24 protein-coding genes are annotated in these 23,756 nt (G+C 71.1%); 19 read left to right on the forward strand and 5 right to left on the reverse strand.

Annotated elements, in window-relative coordinates; all coding sequences use genetic code 11:
• Nucleotides 1-20: 20 nt before the first annotated feature.
• From KV097_RS00765 to KV097_RS00775, 3 genes are all read left to right on the forward strand, one after another.
• Complete coding sequence (locus KV097_RS00765; RefSeq protein ID WP_220364822.1) at nucleotides 21-770, forward strand: hypothetical protein; 750 nt, start codon at nucleotides 21-23, stop codon at nucleotides 768-770.
• Between the two features lie 10 nt (nucleotides 771-780).
• A complete protein-coding gene (gene pgm, locus KV097_RS00770) occupies nucleotides 781-2,409 on the forward strand; it encodes a phosphoglucomutase (alpha-D-glucose-1,6-bisphosphate-dependent) (protein ID WP_220364823.1) in 1,629 nt (542 codons plus the stop codon).
• A gap of 74 nt (nucleotides 2,410-2,483) precedes the next feature.
• Nucleotides 2,484-3,782: a C40 family peptidase gene (locus KV097_RS00775; protein WP_220364824.1), complete on the forward strand. Its 1,299-nt coding sequence runs from the start codon at nucleotides 2,484-2,486 to the stop codon at nucleotides 3,780-3,782.
• Nucleotides 3,783-3,883: 101 nt separating this feature from the next.
• Here the strand turns inward: KV097_RS00775 and KV097_RS00780 are convergent, their stop codons facing one another.
• Nucleotides 3,884-4,393: an inorganic diphosphatase gene (locus tag KV097_RS00780; protein WP_220342560.1), complete on the reverse strand. Its 510-nt coding sequence runs from the start codon at nucleotides 4,391-4,393 to the stop codon at nucleotides 3,884-3,886.
• Nucleotides 4,394-4,548: 155 nt separating this feature from the next.
• Between KV097_RS00780 and KV097_RS19570 the strand changes: the two genes are divergently transcribed.
• Both KV097_RS19570 and dacB read left to right on the forward strand, forming a co-directional pair.
• The gene (locus tag KV097_RS19570; protein WP_220364825.1) at nucleotides 4,549-6,213 is read left to right on the forward strand and encodes a bifunctional UDP-sugar hydrolase/5'-nucleotidase; all 1,665 of its coding nucleotides are present in this window, start codon (nucleotides 4,549-4,551) and stop codon (nucleotides 6,211-6,213) included.
• Between the two features lie 10 nt (nucleotides 6,214-6,223).
• Entirely contained in the window at nucleotides 6,224-7,702 is a 1,479-nt protein-coding gene (dacB, locus tag KV097_RS00790; RefSeq protein ID WP_220345450.1) for a D-alanyl-D-alanine carboxypeptidase/D-alanyl-D-alanine-endopeptidase, read from the forward strand.
• Here dacB and KV097_RS00795 read toward each other — a convergent pair.
• Together KV097_RS00795 and KV097_RS00800 are read right to left on the reverse strand one after the other, a co-directional pair.
• Entirely contained in the window at nucleotides 7,692-8,750 is a 1,059-nt protein-coding gene (locus tag KV097_RS00795) for a tartrate dehydrogenase (RefSeq protein ID WP_220364826.1), read from the reverse strand. The genes dacB and KV097_RS00795 overlap by 11 nt on opposite strands.
• A 7-nt stretch (nucleotides 8,751-8,757) precedes the next feature.
• The gene (locus KV097_RS00800; RefSeq protein ID WP_220364827.1) at nucleotides 8,758-10,371 is read right to left on the reverse strand and encodes a DASS family sodium-coupled anion symporter; all 1,614 of its coding nucleotides are present in this window, start codon (nucleotides 10,369-10,371) and stop codon (nucleotides 8,758-8,760) included.
• Nucleotides 10,372-10,485: 114 nt separating this feature from the next.
• Between KV097_RS00800 and KV097_RS00805 the strand changes: the two genes are divergently transcribed.
• The 11 genes from KV097_RS00805 to KV097_RS00855 all read left to right on the forward strand — a co-directional run bounded on the left by KV097_RS00805 (nucleotide 10,486) and on the right by KV097_RS00855 (nucleotide 19,340).
• Nucleotides 10,486-11,568, forward strand: coding sequence for a zinc-dependent metalloprotease (locus KV097_RS00805; RefSeq protein WP_255558998.1), 1,083 nt, complete (start codon nucleotides 10,486-10,488; stop codon nucleotides 11,566-11,568).
• 10 nt (nucleotides 11,569-11,578) lie between these two features.
• Nucleotides 11,579-12,583 (forward strand): tRNA lysidine(34) synthetase TilS, encoded by a 1,005-nt coding sequence (gene tilS / locus KV097_RS19575; RefSeq protein WP_220345448.1) that lies wholly within the window; start codon nucleotides 11,579-11,581, stop codon nucleotides 12,581-12,583.
• Between the two features lie 23 nt (nucleotides 12,584-12,606).
• A complete protein-coding gene (gene hpt, locus KV097_RS00815; protein ID WP_220342259.1) occupies nucleotides 12,607-13,167 on the forward strand; it encodes a hypoxanthine phosphoribosyltransferase in 561 nt (186 codons plus the stop codon).
• A gap of 186 nt (nucleotides 13,168-13,353) precedes the next feature.
• The gene (ftsH, locus tag KV097_RS00820) at nucleotides 13,354-15,396 is read left to right on the forward strand and encodes an ATP-dependent zinc metalloprotease FtsH (protein ID WP_220342258.1); all 2,043 of its coding nucleotides are present in this window, start codon (nucleotides 13,354-13,356) and stop codon (nucleotides 15,394-15,396) included.
• Nucleotide 15,397: 1 nt separating this feature from the next.
• The gene (gene folE / locus KV097_RS00825) at nucleotides 15,398-16,003 is read left to right on the forward strand and encodes a GTP cyclohydrolase I FolE (RefSeq protein WP_220342257.1); all 606 of its coding nucleotides are present in this window, start codon (nucleotides 15,398-15,400) and stop codon (nucleotides 16,001-16,003) included.
• A complete protein-coding gene (gene folP, locus KV097_RS00830; RefSeq protein WP_255558999.1) occupies nucleotides 16,003-16,857 on the forward strand; it encodes a dihydropteroate synthase in 855 nt (284 codons plus the stop codon). Before folE ends, folP begins: the two co-directional genes overlap by 1 nt.
• Nucleotides 16,850-17,254 carry a nuclear transport factor 2 family protein gene (locus tag KV097_RS00835; RefSeq protein ID WP_301022113.1) on the forward strand — a complete coding sequence of 135 codons (405 nt, stop codon included), beginning with the start codon at nucleotides 16,850-16,852 and terminating at the stop codon, nucleotides 17,252-17,254. Before folP ends, KV097_RS00835 begins: the two co-directional genes overlap by 8 nt.
• 2 nt (nucleotides 17,255-17,256) lie before the next feature.
• On the forward strand, nucleotides 17,257-17,628 hold the full coding sequence (gene folB, locus KV097_RS00840) for a dihydroneopterin aldolase (RefSeq protein ID WP_308289289.1): 372 nt from the start codon (nucleotides 17,257-17,259) through the stop codon (nucleotides 17,626-17,628).
• Nucleotides 17,625-18,188, forward strand: a complete 564-nt coding sequence (gene folK, locus KV097_RS00845; protein WP_220342254.1) for a 2-amino-4-hydroxy-6-hydroxymethyldihydropteridine diphosphokinase — start codon at nucleotides 17,625-17,627, stop codon at nucleotides 18,186-18,188. The genes folB and folK overlap by 4 nt, the downstream gene beginning before the upstream one ends.
• 5 nt (nucleotides 18,189-18,193) lie before the next feature.
• Nucleotides 18,194-18,676 carry a DUF3180 domain-containing protein gene (locus tag KV097_RS00850; RefSeq protein ID WP_220345446.1) on the forward strand — a complete coding sequence of 161 codons (483 nt, stop codon included), beginning with the start codon at nucleotides 18,194-18,196 and terminating at the stop codon, nucleotides 18,674-18,676.
• Between the two features lie 64 nt (nucleotides 18,677-18,740).
• The gene (locus KV097_RS00855; RefSeq protein ID WP_220345445.1) at nucleotides 18,741-19,340 is read left to right on the forward strand and encodes a hypothetical protein; all 600 of its coding nucleotides are present in this window, start codon (nucleotides 18,741-18,743) and stop codon (nucleotides 19,338-19,340) included.
• A gap of 18 nt (nucleotides 19,341-19,358) precedes the next feature.
• Here the strand turns inward: KV097_RS00855 and KV097_RS00860 are convergent, their stop codons facing one another.
• Nucleotides 19,359-20,492 carry a betaine/proline/choline family ABC transporter ATP-binding protein gene (locus KV097_RS00860; protein WP_374106967.1) on the reverse strand — a complete coding sequence of 378 codons (1,134 nt, stop codon included), beginning with the start codon at nucleotides 20,490-20,492 and terminating at the stop codon, nucleotides 19,359-19,361.
• A 3-nt stretch (nucleotides 20,493-20,495) separates the two neighbouring features.
• Here KV097_RS00860 and KV097_RS00865 point away from each other — a divergent pair, with 3 nt between their 5' ends.
• The 3 genes from KV097_RS00865 to KV097_RS00875 are packed head-to-tail and all read left to right on the forward strand — an operon-like array spanning nucleotide 20,496 to nucleotide 22,944.
• Nucleotides 20,496-21,215 carry an ABC transporter permease gene (locus KV097_RS00865; RefSeq protein WP_301022112.1) on the forward strand — a complete coding sequence of 240 codons (720 nt, stop codon included), beginning with the start codon at nucleotides 20,496-20,498 and terminating at the stop codon, nucleotides 21,213-21,215.
• The gene (locus KV097_RS00870; RefSeq protein WP_220364829.1) at nucleotides 21,212-21,976 is read left to right on the forward strand and encodes an ABC transporter permease; all 765 of its coding nucleotides are present in this window, start codon (nucleotides 21,212-21,214) and stop codon (nucleotides 21,974-21,976) included. The genes KV097_RS00865 and KV097_RS00870 overlap by 4 nt, the downstream gene beginning before the upstream one ends.
• Before the next feature lie 14 nt (nucleotides 21,977-21,990).
• On the forward strand, nucleotides 21,991-22,944 hold the full coding sequence (locus KV097_RS00875) for an ABC transporter substrate-binding protein (protein WP_220364830.1): 954 nt from the start codon (nucleotides 21,991-21,993) through the stop codon (nucleotides 22,942-22,944).
• On the opposite strand, the gene KV097_RS00880 is transcribed toward KV097_RS00875, so the two are convergent.
• The gene (locus KV097_RS00880; protein WP_220364831.1) at nucleotides 22,941-23,747 is read right to left on the reverse strand and encodes a metallophosphoesterase; all 807 of its coding nucleotides are present in this window, start codon (nucleotides 23,745-23,747) and stop codon (nucleotides 22,941-22,943) included. The genes KV097_RS00875 and KV097_RS00880 overlap by 4 nt on opposite strands.
• Between the last annotated feature and the right edge of the window lie 9 nt (nucleotides 23,748-23,756).

Consider the following 23,756-nt stretch of genomic DNA (forward strand, 5'->3'; position numbering starts at 1 on the left):
GAGACCGCTACAGTCACGCCGTGATCGCCCACCTCCCGAGCGCATTGCGCCGTCGCGTCGTCCTCGGTGTCGTCGCCGCGCTCCTCGCCGGGTCGGGTGCCCTCGCCGGGGCGGCCGTCGGCATCCACCACAGCGTCTGGATGCAGGTGCGGGCGGAGGCTCTCGTCGGCTCGGAACCGCACCTGGTCGCTCACTACCGGTCGGAGGACCGCGTCCGCCTCCAGGACGGCCGCGTCCTGCCGCTGTGGCGGACCGAGACAACGATGGAAGCCTCTCCGAACGACGGTGACGAGGTCCGGGTCGTCCGCTTCCCCGGCGACGACCAGGCGTTCCTCGTCTCAGAGGTTTCCCCTGCCGACCACCCCGTCGTTCTCCGTGCGATCGACTGGCTGTGGTTCCTCGCCTTCGACGGCATGCGGTTCTTCGGATTCGTCCTCGCGCTCGCGTACGGCGTGGTGCGGCTCGCGCTCGGATTCACGCCGATGGCGCTGCCCTCGCTCCTGCGCGGCCGCGACGGCGTCGACGCGGTCGTGGTCGGCTGGGCACGGCTGGCGAAGCCGGACGAGGTCCTCGTCACCGTGGCGGTCGGTGACGTGACCTACCAGTGGACGACGAGGGTCGGGTCGGACGCCCCTCCTCGTCTCGGCGACACCCTGAGGATGGTCGGCCGGGTCCGCGACGGCGGGTGGGTCCTGGCCTGGACGGACGAGTCGCGGCTGCTCCCCACCGGGCCGCTGCACACACCGGACGCCGAGGTCGTCCGCACCTAGGCTGAGCCGCATGGTGGACCCACGCGCCGGCTCGCCGGCAGAGCCGAAGGACCTGGTCGATCTCGACGCGCTCGCCACGGCGTACTACGACCGGACCCCCGACCCCGACGATCCGGCGCAGCAGGTGTCGTTCGGCACCAGCGGACATCGGGGCTCGAGTCTCGACGGCGCCTTCAACGAGGCCCACATCCTGGCCACGACGCAGGCGATCGTCGAGCACCGCGCGCACGCGGGCATCGCTGGCCCGATCCTGGTCGGCAGGGACACCCACGCCCTCTCGCACCCGGCGTGGCAGACCGCGCTCGAGGTGCTGATCGGCAACGACGTGGTCACCCTCGTCGACGCCGAGAACGGCTTCACCCCGACGCCGGCGGTGTCGCACGCGATCCTGCGGCTCAACGGTCTCGGAGCTCACGGGCAGGTCGACGGCATCGTCGTCACGCCGTCGCACAACCCGCCGCGCGACGGTGGCTTCAAGTACAACCCGCCCCACGGCGGCCCAGCCGGGTCCGACATCACCGGCTGGATCCAGGACCGTGCCAACGAGCTCCTCCGCGACGGGCTCCGCGGGGTGAGGCGCGCCAGCACCGACGAGACCCGCGACCGGGTCGAGACATACGACTTCCTGACCCACTACGTCAACGACCTCGGATCGATCGTCGACCTGGAGGCGATCGCCTCGGCCGGCGTACGGATCGGAGCCGACCCGCTCGGCGGTGCCTCGGTCGGCTACTGGGGGCGGATCGGCGAGGAGTACGGGCTCGATCTCGTGGTGGTCAACTCCACCGTGGACCCGCAGTGGGGGTTCATGACGCTCGACCACGACGGCAAGATCCGGATGGACTGCTCCTCGCCGCACGCGATGGCGTCACTGGTCGCGCAGCGCGAGCGCTTCGACGTGGCGACCGGCAACGACGCGGACGCCGACCGGCACGGCATCGTCACCCCCGACGCCGGCCTGATGAACCCCAACCACTACCTGGCGGTCGCCGTCGCCTACCTCACCGAGCACCGTGACTGGGACGCCGCGGCCGCGGTCGGCAAGACCGTGGTCTCCTCCCGCATGATCGACCGCGTCGTCGCGGACGCGGGACGGGCGCTGTACGAGGTGCCGGTCGGCTTCAAGTGGTTCGTCGACCCGCTGCTGGCGGGGTCAGCCGTCTTCGGTGGCGAGGAGAGCGCAGGCGCGTCGTTCCTGCGCAAGGACGGCTCGGTGTGGACGACGGACAAGGACGGCATCGTGCTCGCCCTGCTGGCCGCCGAGATCCAGGCCGTGACAGGGCGGAGCGCGAGCCAGCACTACGCCGGACTGACCGCGCGTCACGGTGACCCGGCCTACGCCCGGGTCGACTCTCCGGCGACCCGCGAGGAGAAGAAGCGTCTCGCTGCCCTCGATCCGGACGCGATCACCGCGTCTGAGGTCGCCGGAGACCCGATCACACGCGTGCTCTCCCACGCGCCCGGCAACGATGCGGCAATCGGCGGCATCAAGGTGGAGACGGAGCAGTCGTGGTTCGCGGCCCGACCCTCGGGCACGGAGGACGTCTACAAGATCTATGCAGAGTCCTTCCGGGGACCCGAGCACCTGGCCGAGGTCCAAGATGCAGCAAAAGCCGTGGTGAGCGAGGCTCTGACGTAGAGTGCGCAGCACGGTCGGCATCTGTCGCTGACCTGCGACGACGCTGGTCTGCGAGAACGCATCAGGGGGACGACGTGAGGCTCGGGCACGAGGGACGCGCGGTGTCGCCGAGGCGACTGCGCTGGCGCCGTACGGCGCCGCTGCTCGCCGCCGGCGCCTTGACGCTGACCGGCGTCTCCGCCGTCCACGCCGACGAGGTCCCGAGCGCGGAGGCCGTCGCGCAGGCCCAGCAGAACGTCGTCGCCAAGGGCGACCAGGTGGCGGCGATCCGGGCGCGCATCGCCGCGGCGACCAAGCGGGTCGACGACCTGGCGGTGCGAGCGGCCGAGGCGGCAGAGAAGGACAACGGCGCCCAGTACGCCCTCAGGAAGGCCGAGCACGCCGCCAAGGCCGCGCAGGCTGCCGCCAGGACCGCCGCCGCGGCCGCCGAGCAGGAGCGTCTCGCCGTCGAGCGGCAGGCCGTGGGTGGGATCGCCGCACGCGCGCCGTACAACCGGCTCCGCAGCTTCTTCTCCGACGACGGGCCGAGCTCGCTGCTGCACCAGCTCGCGGCGTACGACTCCGTCGGGGACGCGAGTCGTGCCGCGCTCGCGACGTACGAGTCCAAGCAGGCGGTCGCCATCGCGCTGAAGCGCCGCGCAGACGTCGCCGTCGCCGCGCGCGAGACCGCCGCCGACGCCGCGAGGGCGGCGAAGCAGGAGGCCCAGAAGGCCGTGGCCGCCGCCGCGGCGGCGCGGGCATCGCTCCAGCGCGACCGCGACCAGCTCATCCGCGAGCTCGCACACGCCGAAGGCATCTCCGTCACCGTGGCCAGCAAGCGCCAGCGGGCGCTGGAGAAGCTGGCCCAGGCCGCTCAGGAGCAGGCCAACCGTCCGCCCGCTGCTGCCCCCTCGCTGCCGCCGACCGTCGACGAGCCGCCCGCGGCCGTCCCGGCGCCCGCGCCAGGCCCGGCGCCCGCGCCAGGCCCGGCGCCCGCGCCGCAGCCAGGAGCCACGCCCCCCAAGCGGGCGAAGGGCGTGGAGGCCGCGGTCCAGTTCGCGCTCGCCCAGGTCGGTGAGCCCTACGTGTGGGCGGGCGCCGGCCCGAACGTCTGGGACTGCTCGGGTCTGACGATGCGAGCCTGGCAGGCCGCGGGCAAGAGCCTGCCGCACTTCAGCGGCGCCCAGTACGCGTCGTCGACGCCGATCGCGCTGTCCGACGCGCGCCGCGGCGACCTGCTCTTCTGGAGTCGCGGAGGCCCCGACTCCATCCACCACGTCGCGCTCTACCTCGGCGACGGCTGGATGGTCGAGGCGCCGCGACCGGGCAAGAGCGTGCAGGTCGTGTCGGTCTACTCCTGGACCGGGCCGGACCTCGCCGCCCGCATCCGCTGAGGTCGGGCGGCAGATACTCTCCCTCCGCACCGGTCGCGAGAACGACGAAGGCCGCCGACCCCGTCTGGGATCAGCGGCCTCCGTGCAGTCTCAGCGGACGATCAGTGCTCGCCGTCCTCGTCGTGGGCAGGCTGCTCGTGGACGCGCTTGAACGACGCCTCCACCTCCAGCTCCGCCTCGCGACGGCCGACCCACTCGGCGCCCTCGACGGACTTGCCGGGCTCGAGATCCTTGTAGACCTCGAAGAAGTGCTGGATCTCCAGCCGGTCGAACTCGGGGACGTGACGGATGTCCTGCAGGTGCTCCTGGCGGGGATCGCCGACGGGTACGCAGAGGACCTTGTCGTCGCCACCGGCCTCGTCGGTCATCCGGAACATGCCGATCGCGCGGCAGCGGATTAGGCAGCCGGGGAACGTCGGCGCGGAGAGCAGGACGAGTGCGTCGAGCGGGTCGGTGTCCTGGCCGAGGGTGTTCTCGATGAAGCCGTAGTCGGCCGGATACTGCGTGGAGGTGAACAGGGTGCGGTCCAGCCGGATCCGCCCGGTCTTGTGATCGACCTCGTACTTGTTGCGTACGCCCTTGGGGATCTCGACCGTGACGTCGAATTCCAGCACTGTTCCTCCATTGGTTCTCGGCGACCGGCTCGTGCGCGGGTGTCCGGGCCGGTCCGACCCGACACGCACGGCGTGTCTAGTGTCTCGTACGTGCGCAAGACGGCAGGACACCGGGTGATCGACTGTGACGTGGGCAACACCACGTGCCGGCCGTGACCGCACGTCTCACCGTGGTCGCGACGACCGACCTGCACGGGCAGGTGCGCGATTTCGACTACGGCACCGACGCCCCGTACGCCGACGTCTACGGCAACGGCATCGGACTCGCTCGGGTCGCCTCGGTCGTCGAGCGCATCCGCGCGGACGCCCCTGGCGCCCTGCTCGTGGACGCGGGCGACCTGCTCGAGGGGAGTGCGCTCGCGCACCACTACTCCGGCCGCCTCCGCGACGACGACCCGCCGCTCCACCCGATGGCCGCGGCGATGAACTACCTCCGCTACGACGCCGTGACGCTCGGCAACCACGAGCTCGACTACGGTGTCGCCGCGCTCACCAGGTTGCGCGAGCAGCTCGACGCGCCGCTCCTCGCCGGCAACGTCCGCGACGCCGCGACCGGGGTCCCCGCCTTCGAGGGAGGCCTGGTCCGGGACGTCCCGCTCGCGGGCGGCGCGGTGGTCCGCGTCGGGATCATCGGTCTCACGACTCCCCAGGTGACGACGTGGAACCGCGACGTCGCGGCGCAGCTCCGGTTCGACGACCTCGTGACCGCTGCCGGACCGTTGGTCGACGATGTGCGCGGGCGTGGTGCGGACGTCGTCGTCGCCGTCGTCCACTCCGGCATCGTCGAGCCGGCGACCCGCGAGAACGCCGCCGTCGCGCTGGCCCGCGAGGTCTCGGGGATCGACGTGATCGTGGCGGGGCACGCGCACGTCGAGGTCGCCGAACACCGCGAACGCGGGCCGGACGGCCGCACTGTGGTGCTGACCGAGCCGCTCTGCTGGGGGATGCGCGTCGCCGTCGTCGAGCTCGACCTCACCGTCCGAGGCGGTCGCTGGTGCGTCCTGGACTCGCGGGCACGCCTCGTCGACACCGCGCGATCCCCCGAGGACCCGGCCGTGGTCTCGCTGGTCGAGCCGCAGCACACCCACGTCCGGGCCCTGGGCGCGCAGATCGTCGGGCACGCGGTCACAGCCGTCGATGCCGAGCCGGCGCGCTATCGAGCCACCGACGCACTCGCGCTCGTCGCCCGCGCCCAGGCCGAGGGCGCCCGTCGCCGAGCAGATGCCGACGTGCCCCTCATCAGCCTCGTGAGCCCCACGAGCCGCCACGCATCCATCGCGGTCGGCCCGGTACGCCGCCGTCAGGTGGCGGCGCTCTGCACCTTCGACAGCGGCATCGTGGTGGTCGCCCTGGACGGACGGCGCCTGAGGGCGCACCTCGAGCACGCCGCCGCCTTCTTCCACGGCGTGACGACCGCCGGGGATCACGACCCCGACACGCTCACGAACGCGCCCACCCCTCGTACGCCGCTGGGGACGCCGGACTTCGACTACGACGTCGCCTACGGGATCGACGCACCGGTGACCTACGACATCGACCTCGCGCGGACCGTCGGCCGGCGGATCACGGGGCTGTCGTACGACGGCGCCTCCCTCGCCGACGACCAGCCGCTGCACGTGGTGGTGAGCCGATACCGCGCCTCCGGTGCGGCGGCGTACCCCGACGTCGCCGAGGCGCCGGTCGTCCACGAGGTCTGCGACTCACTGCGGACGCTGGTGGAGCGTTACCTCGCGGCGGGTGCCCCGTACGCCTCGACGCACGCGCACTGGCGGCTGGTGCACGCCGGGACGCCACTGACGTTCGCCCCCGCCGGATAGGCTCGTCCGCATGCGATCGCGCACTTCCGAGGCCGGCCGTGCGTGGCCCTACCTGCTGCTCGCGGTCGTGCTGCTGATCGCCGGCGGCGGAGTCGCGGCGTACGGCCTGGGCTACCTCGACCGGTGGGTCTGCGAGGACGGCACCTGCGAGGCCCGCCAGCCGGAGCGGGCCGCGGTCCCCGACACCCCGCCCGCGCCCGCCCTCCGACCGGTCCTCGCTGCCGCACCGGACCCCGGGCTGGACGCCGCCGCGGTCCAGAAGGCGGTCGGCCCGCTCCTCGGACGCAAGGCACTCGGCTCTCACGTCGGGTTCGCCGTCTCCGACCTGTCGACGGGCAAGCAGGTGTGGTCCTCGGGCACCGGCACCTTCGCGCCCGCGTCGACGCTCAAGCTCTTCACCGCGTTGGCGGCGGTGACGTCGATCGGCGCCGAGCACCGCTTCCGCACGACGGTCCTGCACGACACGACCGGCACCGGCACGGGAGGGTCGGTCACCCCCGGCACCGCCGCCCCGCCGGCGACCGACGCACCGTCGCCCGCACCCGCCCGCATCGTCCTGGTCGGCGGCGGCGACCCCTACCTGACCGCTACGTCCGGCCCCGAGGCCCGTGGGTCGTACCCGCAGCAGGCGTCACTCGCCCAGCTCGCCCGCCGGACCGCCGCCGCGCTGAAGGCCGACGGCGTCACGGAGGTCTCGCTGGGGTATGACCCGTCGCTCTTCACCGGCCCGGCGGTCAGTCCGGCGTGGGAGCCGACCTACATCACCTCGTTCGTCACCACCCCGGTCAGCGCCCTGTGGGTCGATCAGGGCATGGACGGATGGCGACGCAGCGCCAAGCCGGACCGCCAGGCGGCGCAGGTCTTCGCCCGGCAGCTGAGGGCCCGCGGCATCGCCGTCTCGACGGTCGCGAAGGCAGCACGGCCGGTGGAGTCGGAGGAGCTCGCTGCCATCACCAGCGCGACGGTGGCACAGATCGTCCAGTCGGTCATCGAGAACAGCGACAACCAGGCGGCCGAGGTCCTGCTACGCCACATCGCGCTCGCCGAGGACCAGCCGGCGAGCTTCGCGGGAGGCGTGAAGGCGGTCGAGTCCGTGCTGAGCGGTCTGGGGATCCCGTGGCAGGGCAACACCGTCTACGACGGCAGCGGCCTCGCACGCGGCAACCGGGTCACCCTCGCGTCGATGCTCGCGGTGGTCACCTCGGGCTCGGAGCTGTTCGACCGCTATCCCGTCGCCGGTTTCAACGGCTCCCTCGCCGCGCGGTTCACCGCGACCGGGACGGAGCCCGCGCTCGGTGCCGTCCGCGCCAAGACCGGCACGCTGAGCGGCGTCCACAGCCTGGCGGGCACGACGACGACGCGTGACGGCACTCCCGTCGGGTTCGTCCTGATGACCGACCGGGTCCCGGTCCCGAAGACGCTCGACGCGCGCACGACCCTGGACCGGATCACCGCCCGGCTGTCGGCCTGCACCTGCGCTAGCGGCTGACCACCGCGGCGACCGCGTCGGCGACCTCGGTCGTACGCGCCGTCCCGCCGAGGTCCGGTGTCCGGGTCGCGGGCGAGCGGACCGTGGACCGCACCGCGGCCAGGAGGTCGGCCCCGGCTTCCTCGTGACCGAGGTGGTCGAGCATCATCGCCGCGGACCACAGAGCGCCGACCGGGTCGGCGACTCCCCGGCCCGCGATGTCGGGAGCCGAGCCGTGCACCGGCTCGAACATCGAGGGGAACGTCCGGGTCGGGTCGAGGTTCGCCGAGGGCGCGACGCCGATGCTGCCTGCCACCGCGGCCGCGAGGTCGCTGAGGATGTCGCCGAAGAGGTTGGAGCCCACGATCACGTCGAACCGCCCGGGCTCGAGCACGAGCTTCGCGGCGAGCGCGTCGATGTGCTCGGCATCCCAGCGCACGTCGCCGAACCGTTCGGCACGTTCGGCCACCACCTCGTCCCAGAACGGGAGCGTGTGCACGATGCCGTTGCTCTTGGTCGCCGACGTGAGGTAGCCGCTGCGGGCACGGGCAAGCTCGAAGGCATAGTCCACGACGCGCGTCACGCCCGCACGCGTGAACACCGACTCCTGCACCGCCATCTCGTCGGGGAAGCCCCGGTTGAGCCGGCCACCGATCTCGCTGTACTCGCCCTCGACGTTCTCGCGGACCACCACCAGGTCGACGTCACCGGCGCGGACGTCGCGCAGCGGACTGTCGACGCCGTCGAGCACCGCCACCGGGCGCAGGTTCACGTACTGCCGGAAGGTCCGCCGGATCGGGATGAGCAACCCCCACAGCGACACGTGGTCGGGGACACCGGGCCACCCGACGGCGCCCAGCAGGATCGCGTCGTACGGGCGGAGCAGGTCCAGCCCGTCCGCGGGCATCATCGCGCCCTGCTCCAGATGGCGGCGGCACGACCAGTCGAAGGTGTCGTACGCGAGGTCCAGCCCGTGCGACCGTGCGACCGCGTCGAGCGCCGTGCGGGTGGCGCTGACGACCTCCGGCCCGATCCCGTCGCCCGGGATCACCGCGATCTGCTGCGTCATCGTCGGCTCAGGTGCCCAGCCCGAGCACCGAGATCATCAACGGCAGGATGACGATGATGAGGATCGCGCCGATGACGTCGAACGAGATGCCCGAACGGATCATCCGCGTGATCGGGACCACGCCGGAGCCGTAGACGATCGCGTTCTGCGGCGTCGACACCGGGAGCATGAAGCCGAACGACGCCGCGAACGTCGCCGCCAGCGCGGGGACGAACGGGTTCACGTCGGCCGCCATCGCGATCGGGATGATGATCGGGACCACGACCGCCGCCGACGCCGTGTTGCTCGTGGTCTCCGAGACCGCGATCGCGAGCACCACCGCGAAGGCGGTGAGGAGGACCGCGCTGCTCAGACCCAGCCAGTTGTAGGCCCCGTTGCCGATCGTCTCGGCCAGGCCGGTCGAGGCGAGCAGCGATCCGAAGATGATGCCGGTGCCGAAGAGGACGACGGTGCCCCAGTCGATCTTGGTGGCGTCGCTCCAGCGGAGGGTGAACTCACGGTTGGCCCAGTCGGTGGGCAGCAGGAACAGCAGCGAGGCGCCCAGCACCGCGACGACGCCCTCGTCGAGGCGGTCGGAGACTGTCTCGTACGTCCCCGACTCGGTGCCGGCCACCAGCGCCACGATGCCCGGCAGGATCCACAGCGAGACGGTGACGACAAAGGCGAGGAGGGTGTTCTTCTCCGCGCGCGAGAGGGGACCGAGCTCGGCCTTCTCGGCGCGGACCCACTCGTCGACGCCCTCCAGGCGCTTGATCTCGGGCCGGTTCACCAGGAGGAGGACGACGGCCAGCGCGACGAACATCAGGGCGCAGACCGGGATCGCGAGCAGCATCCAGTCGAGGAACGCGATCGTCTCCCCGGTCGCCTCCTCGATCAGGCCGCGGCCGATGAGGTTGGGCGGGGACCCGACCGGGGTCAGCAGCCCACCGACGCTCGCGCCGTAGGCCAGCATCAGCATCAGCGCCGCGCCGACCCGGAGCCGCAGGGGATCGAAGTCGTCCTCGACGATGCCTTGGGACTGCATGAGCTTCGCGATGACGGTCAGGATGCCGATGGCCGTCGGGAGCAGCATCGCCACCGTGGCGGTGTTGGAGACGAAGGCCGAGAGCAGACAGGTGATGGCGCCGAACGCGATGATGACCCGCGTCGTGGACGTCCCCACGCCGGGCAGGTTGAGCACGAACATCGCGAACCGCTTCGCCAGCCCGTGCTTGAGCATCGCCTGGGCGAGGATGAAGGCACCGATGAACGTGAAGACGGTCGACGAACCGAACGGCGCCAGCGCGTCGTCAGCCGGGACGACGCCGATCAGCACGATCGCGGCGATGCCGATGAAGCCACCGACCGGGATCGGGACCGCCTCGGTGACCCACAGGATCACGACGCCGACGAGGACCGCGGCCAGCTTGTGCTGCTGGTCGGGGAGGTCGAACGGGATCAGCAGCATGACGATCGTGGCGAGCGGCGCGAGCGCGAGACCGGAGGTGCGTCGCGCCTTCTCGAACCGCTCCTCCTGCGGTGACAGGCGTTGCTCGCCGAGACTGCGGTAGGTGGCGCTCCCGAGGAATGCCTGGTCCACGTCGGTGGTGTTCGAACCAGGCTCGCGGTCGACGGTGCTCATGGCATCTCTCCTGGGGTCGGCAGGGCGTCGTCGGTACGCAGTCGGTGTTACCTGGATCACACTGTCACAAAACGTCTCCCTTCGTGAGTGAGGACAGCCGCGTAGGCTCGGCGCATGACGCAGAGCATGATCGACTGGGACTTCGCGCTCGCCACGGCCGTACGCATGACGCGTACGGGCCCGGAGGTCGCCGGCGCCGAGGCAGCTGACGCCGTCGCCGAGCTGCGTGAGGGGGCGGCCCGCTCGGAGGGTTCGGTCCGGGAGTTCACAGGGCTGTCCGCGACCGCGGCCAGCGCCCCGATCCTGGTCGTCGACCGGCCGGGATGGATCGCGGCCAACGTCGCGTCCTTCGAGGTCGTGCTCGCTCCGATGCTGACGAAGGCGTCGCGTGCGGCAGCCGACCGCGGGCAGACGCCAGGCCGGATCGGTCGCTCCGTGGGCTCTCGGATCACCGGGGCCGAGCTCGGGGCCGCGCTCGCGTTCCTCTCCACCAAGGTCCTCGGTCAGTTCGACCCGTTCTTCACCGCTCCCGCCGGCGCCGACGGGGTGCCGGTCGGCGGCCGCCTCCTCCTGGTGGCGCCCAACGTCGTCCATGTCGAGCGCGAGCTTGACGTCGACCCGCACGACTTCCGCCTGTGGGTGTGCCTGCACGAGGAGACCCACCGGGTCCAGTTCACCGCCGTGCCGTGGATGCGTGCGCACGTCCAGGGGCTGATCGACCAGCTCGTCGACGCCACCGACATGGACCCCGAGGGTGTCTCGCGGTCGCTCGGCGAGCTCGGCAAGGCGGCCGGCCGGATGGTCAAGGGCGAGCGCGTCTCCTTGATCGAGGTGCTCCAGAACGACCAGCAGCGTGAAGTGGTGGACAAGGTGACCGGCGTCATGTCGCTGCTCGAGGGACACGCCGACGTCGTCATGGACGGCGTCGGCCCGTCGGTGATCCCCTCGGTCGCGCAGATCCGCAAGCGCTTCGAGAAGCGGCGCGGGAGCGGTGGGCCGCTGGACCGCATCGTGCGCCAGGTCCTCGGGCTCGACGCCAAGATGCGTCAGTACCGCGACGGCGCCGCGTTCGTCCGTACGGTCGAGAAGCAGGTCGGGCGCGACGGCTTCGACGCGGTGTGGGCGGCGCCCGAGAACCTCCCGTCCGCGGCCGAGATCGAGAAGCCCGATCTCTGGGTCGCGCGGGTCCACGGCTGAGGGCGTCCCCGTGGAGGGCGCGCCGCGCGGGAAGGGTCGGCTCGACCCGGCGGTCGCCCGCGGACGACGTGCGGTCGCCGGTGCTCTCGACGACCTCGCCCCGGGCACGGGGGTCCTCCTCGGGGTGTCGGGGGGAGCCGACTCGCTCGCGCTGGCGGCGCTGACCGCGTTCGTCGCGCCCCGTCGAGGCCTCTGCGCGCGTGCTCTGGTCGTCGACCACGGGCTTCAGGAGGGTTCGGCGAGCGTGGCTCGCGACGCCGCGGACGTCGTACGGCAGCTCGGGCTGGAGGCGGACGTGGAGGCGGTCGAGGTGGGTCGCTCCGGTGGGCAGGAGTCCGCCGCCCGGTCCGCGCGCCGTGCTGCGCTCGCATCGTCTGCGCACCGGCACGGGTGCGCAGCCGTCCTGCTGGCGCACACGCGTGACGACCAGGCCGAGACCGTGCTGCTCGGGCTCGCCCGAGGGTCCGGCGCTCGGTCGCTGGCGGGCATGGCGCCCCGCAGCGACCCGTGGCGGCGTCCGCTCCTCACGCTCACGCGCGCCGACACCGAGGCGGTCTGCCGTGCCTCGGGGCTGACCTGGTGGGACGACCCGCACAACGAGGACGAGCGGTACGCCCGGGTGCGCGTGCGGCACGACGTGCTGCCGGTCGTCGAGCAGGCCCTCGGCCCCGGCATCAGCGGGGCGCTGGCGCGCAGCGCCGACCTGCTCCGTGACGACGCCGATCTGCTCGACGGTCTGGCCGTCCACGCACGTCAGGAGGTCTCGCGGCCCGACGGCGGTCTGGACGTCGCCGGCCTGGCCGCGCTGCCCCGGGCGATGCGGACTCGCGTCCTGCGCGCTGTCGCCATCGACGCCGGCTGCCCGGCGGGAGACCTCACGGCCGCCCACGTCGCCGACGTCGAGGGTCTCGTCACGCGGTGGCGGGGCCAGGGCGGCCCGGCGCTGCCGGGCGGGGTCGCTGTGATCCGCGCCGCAGGCGCCCTGGAGTTCCGGAGGCCGAGCACCTGCGGCTGAGCCGTCTGTGTCACGCTGGTCACGTGGACGCATCGCAGATCGAGGGCGACCTCGCGCTCGACCAGACCTTCATCTCCGAGGCCGACATCCAGGCCCGGCTTCGTGAGCTCGCCGCCGAGGTGACGCGCGACTACGAGGGGCAGCAGCTGCTCCTCGTCGGCGTCCTCAAGGGCGCAGTGATGGTCATGGCCGACCTCGCGCGGGCTCTCGACCGCGACGTCGAGATGGACTGGATGGCCGTCTCCTCGTACGGCTCGGGCACGACGTCGTCGGGCGTCGTCCGGATCCTCAAGGACCTCGACACCGATCTCACCGACCGCCACGTGCTGATCGTGGAGGACATCATCGACTCCGGTCTGACCCTGTCGTGGCTCACCTCCAACCTGCGCTCGCGCAAGCCGGCGTCGGTGGAGATCTGCACCCTGCTGCGCAAGCCGGAGGCCCTGAAGATGGCCGTCGACGTGAAGTACGTCGGGTTCGACATCCCCAACGCCTTCGTCGTGGGATACGGCCTGGACTACGACGAGCGCTACCGCAACCTGCGCGACATCGCCACCCTGGCGCCGCACGTCTACTCCTCCTGACGCACCTCCTCGCCCCGTGTGCGGGGTAGTCCGGGACACGTGATCGGCCGTTCTGGGAACATGGGCCAGGGTGCCGATCGTTGAAGCACCTGGGGACACGAGTCGTCCGGCCGCCGTGGTCGAGGCGTGTAACGTCGTTCACCGTACGCATTCCTACGCAGGAGGAGCGAGGCGCGGCCTCGGATCATGGACGTCAAACGCATCTTCAAGGGCCCGTGGCTCTGGATCATCATCAGTGTCATCGCGGTGCTCGCGCTGCTCCAGATCGTGTCGTCGAACAACGGCTACCAAGAGGTCAAGACCGCGACCATGGTCCGTTACTTCGAGCAGGGCAAGGTCTCGGAGGCCACGTTCGTCGGGGCCGGTGACAACGAGATCCGTGCCACGCTCGACGACGACAAGAAGGTGCGCGCCAACTGGCTCGGCAACCAGGGCAACCAGCTGCGCAAGCTCGCCGACCAGAGCGTCTCCGACAAGGAGATGAAGACGTACGACGTGCAGATCCCCAAGCCGAGCTTCCTCGGCAACCTGCTGGGCCTCCTGCTCCCGTTCGCGCTGATCTTCCTCCTCTTCATCTTCCTGATGAACTCCATGCAGGGCGGCGGCGGCCGCGTGATGCAGTTCGGCAAGTCCAAGGCCAAGCTCATCGCCAAGGACACGCCTCAGACGACCTTCGCCGACGTCGCCGGGGCCGACGAGGCGGTGGAGGAGCTCGGCGAGATCAAGGAGTTCCTCTCCGACCCGCAGAAGTTCCAGGCGGTCGGCGCCAAGATCCCCAAGGGCGTCCTCCTCTACGGTCCGCCCGGCACCGGCAAGACGCTCCTCGCGCGTGCCGTGGCCGGCGAGGCGGCGGTGCCGTTCTACTCGATCTCCGGCTCCGACTTCGTCGAGATGTTCGTCGGCGTCGGCGCGAGCCGTGTCCGCGACCTGTTCGAGCAGGCCAAGGAGAATGCTCCCGCGATCGTCTTCATCGACGAGATCGACGCCGTCGGTCGTCACCGTGGTGCCGGTCTCGGCGGCGGTCACGACGAGCGCGAGCAGACCCTCAACCAGCTTCTGGTCGAGATGGACGGCTTCGACGTGCGGGGTGGCGTCATCCTCATCGCGGCGACCAACCGTCCCGACGTGCTCGATCCCGCGCTCCTGCGCCCCGGACGCTTCGACCGCCAGATCGCCGTCGAGGCCCCCGACCTCAAGGGCCGTCTGCAGATCCTCACGGTGCACTCCCGCGGCAAGCCGCTGGCTGCCGACGTCGACCTCCAGTCCGTCGCGCGACGCACGCCCGGCTTCTCCGGCGCCGACCTCGCCAACGTGCTCAACGAGGCGGCTCTGCTCACCGCGCGCCAGTCCGACGCCCTGATCGACAACGCGACGCTCGACGAGGCGATCGACCGGGTCGTCGCCGGTCCGCAGAAGCGCACCCGCCTGATGAGCGAGCACGAGCGCAAGATCACCGCCTACCACGAGGGCGGGCACGCTCTCGTCGCCGCGGCACTCCCCGGCAGCGACCCGGTGCACAAGATCACGATCCTTCCGCGTGGCCGTGCCCTGGGTTACACGATGGTGCTGCCGGACGAGGACAAGTACAGCCAGACGCGGGCAGAGATGCTCGACGCGCTCGCGTACATGATGGGCGGCCGTGCCGCCGAGGAGCTCGTCTTCCACAATCCGACCACCGGTGCGGCCAACGACATCGAGAAGGCGACGAACCTCGCCCGCGCGATGGTGACGCAGTACGGCATGACCGAGCGGATCGGCGCGGTCCGTCTCGGCGAGAACAACTCCGAGCCGTTCCTCGGTCGCGACATCGGGCACTCGCGCAACTACTCCGAGGAGCTTGCGGCGATCGTCGACGAAGAGGTGACCAAGTTCATCTCGTTCGCCCACCAGGAGGCGTTCGACATCCTCGCCGACAACCGCGACGTGCTCGACGCCCTGGTCCTCGAGCTCCTCGAGCGCGAGACGCTCGACAAGGAGTCGGTCGCGCGCATCTTCGAGCCGCTGCGACGTCGTCCGCCGCGTCCTCCCTGGACCGGCTCGGAGACGCGCAAGCCCTCCACGCTCCCACCGGTGATCTCGCCCAAGGAGATCAACGGCCACGAGCCGGAGCGTGACTCGGAGGAGGGCACGATCGTGCTCGCCCCGGGTCAGGGTGGGACCGACATCCACGGCCCGGGTGCCGACCCGACGGGAGGCACTCCCGAGCCGCCGTCTCCCGGAGACCGCTGAGGTGGCGGAGTCCGGCGGCGACGAGCCGACGAGGTCGCTCCCGACGTTCGACGCGGCGCGGGCCGAGGCGGCGGTCCGCGAGCTGCTGATCGCGATCGGTGAGGATCCTGGCCGAGACGGGCTCCAGGACACACCCGCGCGGGTCGCCCGGGCGTACGAGGAGATCTTTGCCGGCATGCGGCACGACCCGGCGGAGGTGCTGTCACGCACCTTCGCGGTCGACCACGAGGAGCTCATCCTGGTGAAGGACATCGAGCTGTGGTCGATGTGCGAGCACCACCTGGTTCCGTTCACCGGTGTCGCGCACATCGGCTACATCCCCGCCAGCGACGGGCGCGTGGTCGGGCTGTCCAAGCTCGCGCGCCTGGTCGACATCTTCGCCCGTCGCCCGCAGGTGCAGGAGCGGCTGACCACACAGATCGCCGACGCACTCACCAACACCTTGCGTCCCCTCGGGGTGATCGTGCAGCTCGAGGCGGAGCACCTCTGCATGACGATGCGTGGGGTCCGCAAGCCCGGAGCCAAGACGGTCACCAGCGCGGTGCGCGGTCAGCTGCGTGATCCGGCGACCCGGGCCGAGGCGATGGCGCTCATCAAGGGCGGCTGATGTTCGAGCGACGTGCCGTGCCGTTGCTGCCCGATGCCGGCCGATGCCAGGTGATGGGCGTGGTCAACGTGACGCCCGACTCCTTCTCCGACGGTGGGCGGTGGCTCGACGCCGAGGACGCGGTCCGCCGCGGCATCGCCCTCGTGGAGTCCGGCGCCGACATCGTCGACGTCGGTGGCGAGTCGACCCGCCCCGGAGCACAGCGCGTCGACGCCGCCACCGAGCTGGCCCGTGTCGAGCCGGTCGTGCGGGCGTTGTCCGAGCGCGGTGTGGTGGTCTCCGTCGACACCATGCGCGCCGAGGTCGCCGAGCGTGCGGTCGCTGCCGGCGCGCGCATCATCAACGACGTGTCCGGCGGCCTCGCCGACCCGGACATCCTCCAGGTCGCGGCCCGTACGGGTGTTCCGTACGTCGTCATGCACTGGCGAGGTCACTCGGCGCGGATGCAGGACGAGGACGCGACGGCGTACGCCGACCTCGTCCCCGACGTGGTCGCCGAGCTGCGCCGTTCGGTCGAGGCCGCGCTCGCCGCCGGCGTGCGCCCGGAGCAGGTCGTCGTCGACCCCGGCATCGGCTTCTCCAAGCGGGGGGACCAGAACTGGACCGTCCTGTCCCACCTCGCCGCCTTCGCCGAGCTGGGCTACCCGCTCCTCGTGGCCGCGAGCCGCAAGCGGTTCCTGGGCGAGCTGCTCGCCGAGCCCGACGGCGTCCTGCGAGACCCGCTGCACCGCGAGGCCGCCACCCTGGCTGTCACGGCGCTGACAGCGGCCGCCGGCGCCTGGGCGATCCGTGTCCATGAAGTTCCCGACAACGCCGACGCGGTCCGCGTCGCAGAACGGTGGCGCCGTGGCTGACCAGCCCGACCCCGTGCTCCGCACGCACCAGGCCTTCTACGACGCGATCGAGCACGGCGACCTGGACCTCATGACGTCGCTGTGGCTGCCCGGCGACGAGACCGTGTGCGTCCACCCGGGGGCGGAGGCGATCCTCGGCACACCCACGATCGTGCGTTCGTTCGCGATGCTCATGGCCAACGTGGGCTACATCCAGTTCATCCTCACCGACGTCAGCGTTCTCCGACGCGGCAGCGTGGCCGTCGTCTCCTGCACCGAGAACGTCCTGTCGGAGGCGGCGGGCGAGGCGCCCACGGTCTTCGCGGGAGGGCGCGGCGTCGCGACCGACGTGCTGGTCGAGACACCGGTCGGGTGGAAGCTGTGGTCGCACCACTCGGGCCCGTTGATGGAGGGATGACCATGCCGCCAGACCTGGACCGGATCACCGTCACGGGCATCGAGGCGTACGGCTACCACGGATTGCTGCCGCACGAGCGCGAGCACGGGCAGCGGTTCGTCGTCGACGTCGTGCTCGCGCTCGATCTCTCGCCCGCGGGGGAGACCGGGGACTTAGCCGCGTCGGTTCATTACGGTACGTTGTCGGAACGGGTCGCGGACGCCATCGCGTCGGACCCGGTGGACCTGATCGAGACGCTCGCGCTCCGGATCCTGCGGATCTGCTTCGGCTTCGAGCCGGTGCGGTGGGCGAGCGTCACGGTCCACAAGCCCGATGCACCGATAGCGGTGACGTTCTCCGATGTCGCCGTGACGATAGAGCGGAGCCGTACGTGACCGAGACGCCCAACCCGCACATGCCTGATGCCGACACGATGACCGGAGGCATGCGCCCGATCCGGCAGGCCGTGATCGCTGTCGGGTCAAATCTGGGAGAGCGGCTCAACAGCGTGCAGGGCGCCGTCGCGGCGCTCGCGGACACCCCCGGCGTCACCATCGTCTCCGTGTCGTCGGTGTACGAGACCGAGCCCGTCGACGCGCCCGAGGGCTCGCGCAACTTCCTCAACCTCGTCGTGCTCATCGACACCACCCTCACCGTGCACACGCTGCTCGACCGCTGCCTCGCGATCGAGGACGCGTTCGGCCGCGAGCGCGGTGAGAAGAACGCACCTCGCACGCTCGACGTCGACCTCATCGTGGTCGGTGACCGTGTCGCGAAGGACGAGCGTCTGACGCTCCCGCACCCGCGGGCCCACGAGCGCGCGTTCGTGCTGATGCCGTGGCTCGAGCTCGACCTCGAGGGTGAGATCCCCGGCAAGGGCTTCGTCGTCGACCTCGCCCAGGGCCTCGACACCTCCGGCGTGAGGCGGCGCGAGGACCTCGAGATCCTCCTCTGACGCCGATGCCTTCTCGCCCGCTCCGCCGGTCGTCGCCGGTCCAGCTCGCCGTCCTGGGAGTCGTCGGTCTCGCGGTCGGGCGAGGGTTACGGCCGTTCGTCGAGTGGCGTGGCGAGCCTGCGCCCACGGTGTCGTGGGTCGCCGCCGGCACGATGCTCTTCCTCGCCGGCGCGCTCGCGTTCCTCGCCTGGACGACCTTCCAGTCGCTGCACCGCGAGCGCCGCACGATGCACCCGACACGCGCCCTGCGGCTGCTCGCCCTGGCCAAGGCGTCGGCGATCGTGACCGCGTTGATCGCCGGCTACTACGTCGGTTTCGCGCTGTCCTTCGCCGGCGACATGGAGCTGGCGCTGCCCCGTGAGCGCGTCGTCCACTCCGCCGCAGCCGCCGTGGCGGCACTCCTCGCGCTGGCCGCGGCGCTCACGCTCGAGCGTGCCTGCGAGGTGCCCAAGGACGACGACGACGAGGACGCTCCGGCCCAGGCCTGAGACCGCTCTCGTCGCGGCGGTGTCGGTCGCCTGCGGCGGCGTAGTCGTAGCGTACTGTTCTGCCATGTCCCACGATCGCCGCCGTCAGCGCTCCACGCGCATCCTCGTCGCAAGCATGTTCCTCACGGCCTCTGCCGCGTTCGTTGCGGTTGCGGTGGTGACAGCCTCGCAGGGGACACTGATCGCGGCGGCGATCACGGCGGTCGTCGTCGGAGCGGTGGCCGCGCGCGTGGTCGCCGACGAGGTGATGGAGACGCGCCGCGAGTGGTTCAAGGACCGCGCCGAGCAGGCTCAGGCCTACCGTGACATCACCATCGACCGCACCCGCGAGAACATGGAGTTCGTCGAGGCGGTCAACGAGACCCTCTCGATCACGACCAAGCGGATCGCCGAGCTCAACGGCACCCTTCGGCTCGCCGAGGCGCGCACCGAGGAGACCGACGCTCAGCGCAAGCTCCTGCAGCGTGAGGTGGAGGCGCTGCGCGGAGAGCTCGAGGAGCCGGCGCCCTCGACCATGACGCTGTGGGACGGCGCCGACGTCCCCACCATCGTCGACCTGCTCAGCTGGGAGGCGACTGCCGCCGCTCGCGCGCAGGCGGCCGACGACGCGGAGCACGTCGCTCCGGCGGACGAGGCGACATTGCCCGAGGCCAAGGAAGCCTGACCGGCTCTCGCGGCCTCGTCAGACCGGCTCGGTCACCCGCACCGAGCGGCGCAGCGCCGCGTGCAAGGAGTCGGGGGTGAGCACGCCCAGCAGCCGCCGGTCGTCGTCGAGCACCGCCACCCATCCGGCGTCGTAGCGGAGCATCACCGACCACGCGTCCTTGAGCGTCGCCGAGCGGTGGACCGAAGCCTTCATCGGTCGTACCCGGAGGTCGCTCGAGCCATCGAGGTGGTCCGAGGGCGCCCAGCCGACGAGCCGCTCCGCGTCGTCGACCACGAGCGCCGAGGACACCCCGGCCTCCTCGGCGACCCGCCGCGCGTCGGCGACCGTCGCGTCCTCGCGCACCAACGGGGCGTCCTCGAGGTCAGCGACGTCGATCGGCGTGACCGCGAGCCTGCGTAGCCCGCGGTCCGCGCCGACGAACTCGGCGACGAAGTCGTCGGCGGGCTTGCCGAGCACCGCGGCGGGTGAGTCGTACTGGCGGAGGTCTCCTCCGCCGGCGAGCACCGCGACGCGGTCGCCGAGGCGCACGGCCTCGTCGATGTCGTGGGTGACGAACATGACCGTCTTGCCCAGGTCGTGCTGCAGACGCAGGAACTCGTCCTGCAGCCGCTCGCGGACGATCGGGTCGACCGCGCCGAACGGCTCGTCCATGAGGAGGACCGGCGGATCGGCGGCGAGGGCGCGCGCTACGCCCACCCGCTGACGCTGGCCGCCCGACAGCTGGTGCGGATAGCGGTCGGCGTACGTCGACGGGTCTAGACCGACGAGGTCGAGCAGCTCGTCGGCGCGCGCTCGCGCCCGGCTGCGGTTCCAGCGCAGCAGCGTCGGCACCGTGGCGACGTTCTCGCGGATCGTCTGGTGCGGAAAGAGCCCCACCTGCTGGATGACGTAGCCGATGCCGCGGCGCAGCTCCACGGGGTCCGCCTTCAGCACGTCCTCGCCGTCGACCAGGATGCGGCCCGACGTGGGCTCGATGAGGCGGTTGACCATCTTGAGCGTGGTGGACTTGCCGCACCCCGACGGCCCGACCAGGGCGACGAGCGCCCCTCGGGGGATGGTGAGGGAGAGGTCGCCGACGGCGACCGACCCGTCGGGATACTGCTTGCCGACGTGCTCGAGCACGATCATCGCATCCTCGGTAGGTTGCATGACGTGAGCCTAGTCGCCGACGCGAGCAACGTCGCCGTGCTCGCCGCCGACCCCCCTTGCTACGCACGGACGGTCAACTCGTGGGTCTGCCCCGAGTACGTGACCCGCTACGCGCCGGAGCTGTGGGAGGCGACCGTCCAGCACGTGCTCCTCACGGTCACCTCGGTGGTGCTCGGACTGGTGCTCGCGGTCGCGCTGTCGCTGGCTGCCCGCCACCGTCCGAAGGCACGCTCGCTGCTCCTCGGCAGCACCACGCTCGTCTACACCATCCCGTCGCTGGCGATGTTCTCGATCCTCGCGCAGGCGACCGGTCTGACCCCGACGACGGTCGTGATCGGGCTCGCGCTCTACTCGCTGTCCATCCTCGTGCGCAACGTGCTCGCCGGGCTGGACAGCGTGCCGGACGAGGTGGTGGAGGCGGCGACGGGCCTCGGGTACGGGAGGCTCCGGCTGCTGACGCGGATCGAGGCACCGCTCGCGCTGCCGATCGTGATGGCCGGCCTTCGCGTCGCCACCGTCTCCACCGTCGCCCTGGTGACCCTCGGCACGATCGTGGCCTACGGCGGACTCGGCAACATGCTCGCGAACGGCATCGACGACAGCTTCAAGGCGCAGGTGCTGACGACCAGCGTCCTGTGCGTCGTCCTGGCCGTGCTCCTCGACCTCGTCATCGTCGCCTTCGCCCGTCTGGTGACGCCGTGGACGCGAGGGGCCGCCGCATGAACGAGCTCGCCGGTGCGATCGACCTCCTCCTGGAGCCGGAGAGCTGGAAGGGCAGCGACGGCCTGTGGACCCAGCTGGTCGAGCAGGTCCTGCTCACGGTGACGGCGCTGGTCCTCGTCCTCGTCGTCGGTCTCCCGCTCGCCCTCTGGCTGGGTCACCGCGGCCGGGGCGGCACGTTCGCCATCAACGTGTCCAACGTCGGACGCGCGGTCCCCGTCTTCGCGGTGCTCGGGCTCCTGGCGCTGGGACCGATCGGGACCGCCACGCTCGGGCCGTACGGACGCGCCGGGCTGGCCACGCTGATCGCGCTCGTGCTGTTCGGGTTGCCGCCGGTGATCACCAACTCGTACGTCGGCGTCCGCGAGGTGGACGCCGAGATCGTCGAGGCTGCCCGGGGGACCGGCATGAGCGAGTGGCAGGTCTTCCGTCGCATCGAGCTCCCGCTCGCGTCGCAGATGGTGGCCAACGGGGTGCGTCTCGCGCTCGTGCAGCTGTGGGCGACCGCCACCATCGCGGCCCTCGTGGCAGGGCCGGGCCTGGGCAACGTGATCACCTACGGCTTCAGCAACAACTCCTACGACTACGTCATCGCGGGCGCCATCCTCGTCGCGGGCGGCGCCCTCGTCCTCGAGGGACTCGCCGCCGTCGTCGAGCGGCGCGTCGACCCGATGCGTCGTGTCACCGGTTCCCGCCATGATGGTCTTGTCCAGATGCCGGAGATGACAGCCCGATCCCGAGACAGCACGGCCGCCGAGTCGTGACGGAAGGAACCCCGATGAAGAGCACGACACTGCGGCGCCTCCGACGCTCTGCCGCCGCCCTGGTCTGTGCCGCAGCGCTGGTCTCGCTGTCCGCCTGCGGAGACGACGACAACGGTGGAGGTGACAGCTCCCAGGGATCGGTGACCCTCTCCGGTCAGAACTTCACCGAGATGCAGATCCTCGCCGAGCTCTACACCCAGGTGCTCGAGAACGAGGGCTACGACGTGACTCAAAAGCTCGTCGACACCCGCGACATCTACATGGCGCAGCTGGCCGACAACAAGGTGCAGGTCGTCCCCGAATACCTCTCCGGCATCGGCGACTACCTCAACGACCAGGCCAACGGCGCCGGGTCGACGCCTGTCACCAGCAACAACGTCGAGGACTCCCTCGACAAGGTGAGCGTGCTCGCCGAGGGCGCGGGCGTGACGCTGCTGGAGCCGGCCGAGGCGACCGACCAGAACGCGTACGCCGTCACCAAGGAGTTCGCCGACAAGAACTCGGTCACGACGTTGTCCGACCTCGCTGCCACCAAGCAGCCCATCAAGCTCGCCGCGGCTCGCGACTGCAAGGACCGGCAGGACTGTGCCAAGGGTCTCAAGGAGGTCTACGGGATCGACATCACGGAGGTCCTCCCGCTCGGCTTCGGCACCCGCGAGGGCAAGGACGCCGCCGCCAACGGCGAGGTCCAGCTCGTGCAGGTCGCGACGACCGACGGCTCGCTCGAGGACGACGGTCTCGTCCTCCTGGAGGACGACAAGGGTCTCCAGCCCGCCCAGAACCTGATCCCGGCGGTCAACACCACGTGGCTCGCCGACAACAAGGGTGCCGCCGATGCCCTCAACGAGCTGTCGGCCCAGCTGACGACGGACAAGCTGGCCGACCTGAACACCGCGGTCGACGTCGACCGCGAGAAGCCCGCCGACGTCGCCAAGAAGTTCCTCGAGGACGAGGGCCTGCTCGGCTAGCTGCGAGGTCCGGGGAGATCAGGCTCGTCGAGCCGGACGAGCTGGCACGGACCGCCGAGATAGATCCCGCCGTCGATGTCGAGGACGAGCCCGTCCGCATAGAGCACGGGCTCGTCCTCGGGCGTCACCGGCCCGCCCCGCACCAGCGCGCCGATGGTGTGCCCGTGGACGATGCGTCGGCCACCGAGCGCGCCCAGCATCTGCTCCGCAGCCGCGACGCCGTCCTCTCGAGCGAACGCGTAGCGCGTCGTCAACCTGCGCCACATCTCCCACCAGGTGTCGAGATCGGGCATCTCCAGCTCTGCGCGCACAGCGGCGTTGACCTCGTCGACGGAGTCGCCCCACAGCAGATAGGCCGTCGTGTCGGAGTGCAGGAGCAGGTGGTCGGCGTCGGTGGCGATCACCGGCAGCGTCGTGAGCCAGTCGATCCGGTCCTGGTCGAGACGCTCGAGGTCGCTGACGACACCGCCGTTGCCGATCCAGTTGGCCTCGAAGCTGTAGCGGCCGTCGCTGGGGACCGGCGTCGGCCCGTAGCGGTGCATGCCGAGCATGAGGATCTCGTGGTTGCCGAGGATTGCCGAGGCAGAGCCGCCCGCGTCGGCCGCCTCACCCTCGAGGCGGCGCGCGAGGTCGATCACCCCGATGCCGTCCGGCCCACGGTCGACGTAGTCGCCGAGGAACCACAGCCGAGCGTCGCCGCCCGACCAGTGCTCGTCCTCGTCGATCAGGTCGGCAGACCTCAGGACCTCCACCAGCGCGTCACGGTGCCCGTGGATGTCGCTCACCGCCCACACGTCTCCCACGCACCGACC

Origin of the sequence: Mumia sp. zg.B17 (assembly GCF_019550915.1) — a bacterium.
Lineage (GTDB): Bacteria > Actinomycetota > Actinomycetes > Propionibacteriales > Nocardioidaceae > Mumia.

Excerpts from the sequence above, each read along its gene's own strand:
- pgm (WP_220364823.1), top strand. The coding sequence starts at position 781 with ATGGTGGACCCACGCGCCGGCTCGCCGGCAGAGCCGAAGGACCTGGTC.
- dacB (WP_220345450.1), top strand. The coding sequence starts at position 6,224 with ATGCGATCGCGCACTTCCGAGGCCGGCCGTGCGTGGCCCTACCTGCTG.
- KV097_RS00795 (WP_220364826.1), bottom strand. The coding sequence starts at position 8,750 with ATGACGCAGCAGATCGCGGTGATCCCGGGCGACGGGATCGGGCCGGAG.
- KV097_RS00800 (WP_220364827.1), bottom strand. The coding sequence starts at position 10,371 with ATGAGCACCGTCGACCGCGAGCCTGGTTCGAACACCACCGACGTGGAC.
- KV097_RS00805 (WP_255558998.1), top strand. The coding sequence starts at position 10,486 with ATGACGCAGAGCATGATCGACTGGGACTTCGCGCTCGCCACGGCCGTA.
- ftsH (WP_220342258.1), top strand. The coding sequence starts at position 13,354 with ATGGACGTCAAACGCATCTTCAAGGGCCCGTGGCTCTGGATCATCATC.
- folP (WP_255558999.1), top strand. The coding sequence starts at position 16,003 with ATGTTCGAGCGACGTGCCGTGCCGTTGCTGCCCGATGCCGGCCGATGC.
- folB (WP_308289289.1), top strand. The coding sequence starts at position 17,257 with ATGCCGCCAGACCTGGACCGGATCACCGTCACGGGCATCGAGGCGTAC.
- KV097_RS00850 (WP_220345446.1), top strand. The coding sequence starts at position 18,194 with ATGCCTTCTCGCCCGCTCCGCCGGTCGTCGCCGGTCCAGCTCGCCGTC.
- KV097_RS00855 (WP_220345445.1), top strand. The coding sequence starts at position 18,741 with ATGTCCCACGATCGCCGCCGTCAGCGCTCCACGCGCATCCTCGTCGCA.
- KV097_RS00860 (WP_374106967.1), bottom strand. The coding sequence starts at position 20,492 with ATGCAACCTACCGAGGATGCGATGATCGTGCTCGAGCACGTCGGCAAG.
- KV097_RS00870 (WP_220364829.1), top strand. The coding sequence starts at position 21,212 with ATGAACGAGCTCGCCGGTGCGATCGACCTCCTCCTGGAGCCGGAGAGC.
- KV097_RS00875 (WP_220364830.1), top strand. The coding sequence starts at position 21,991 with ATGAAGAGCACGACACTGCGGCGCCTCCGACGCTCTGCCGCCGCCCTG.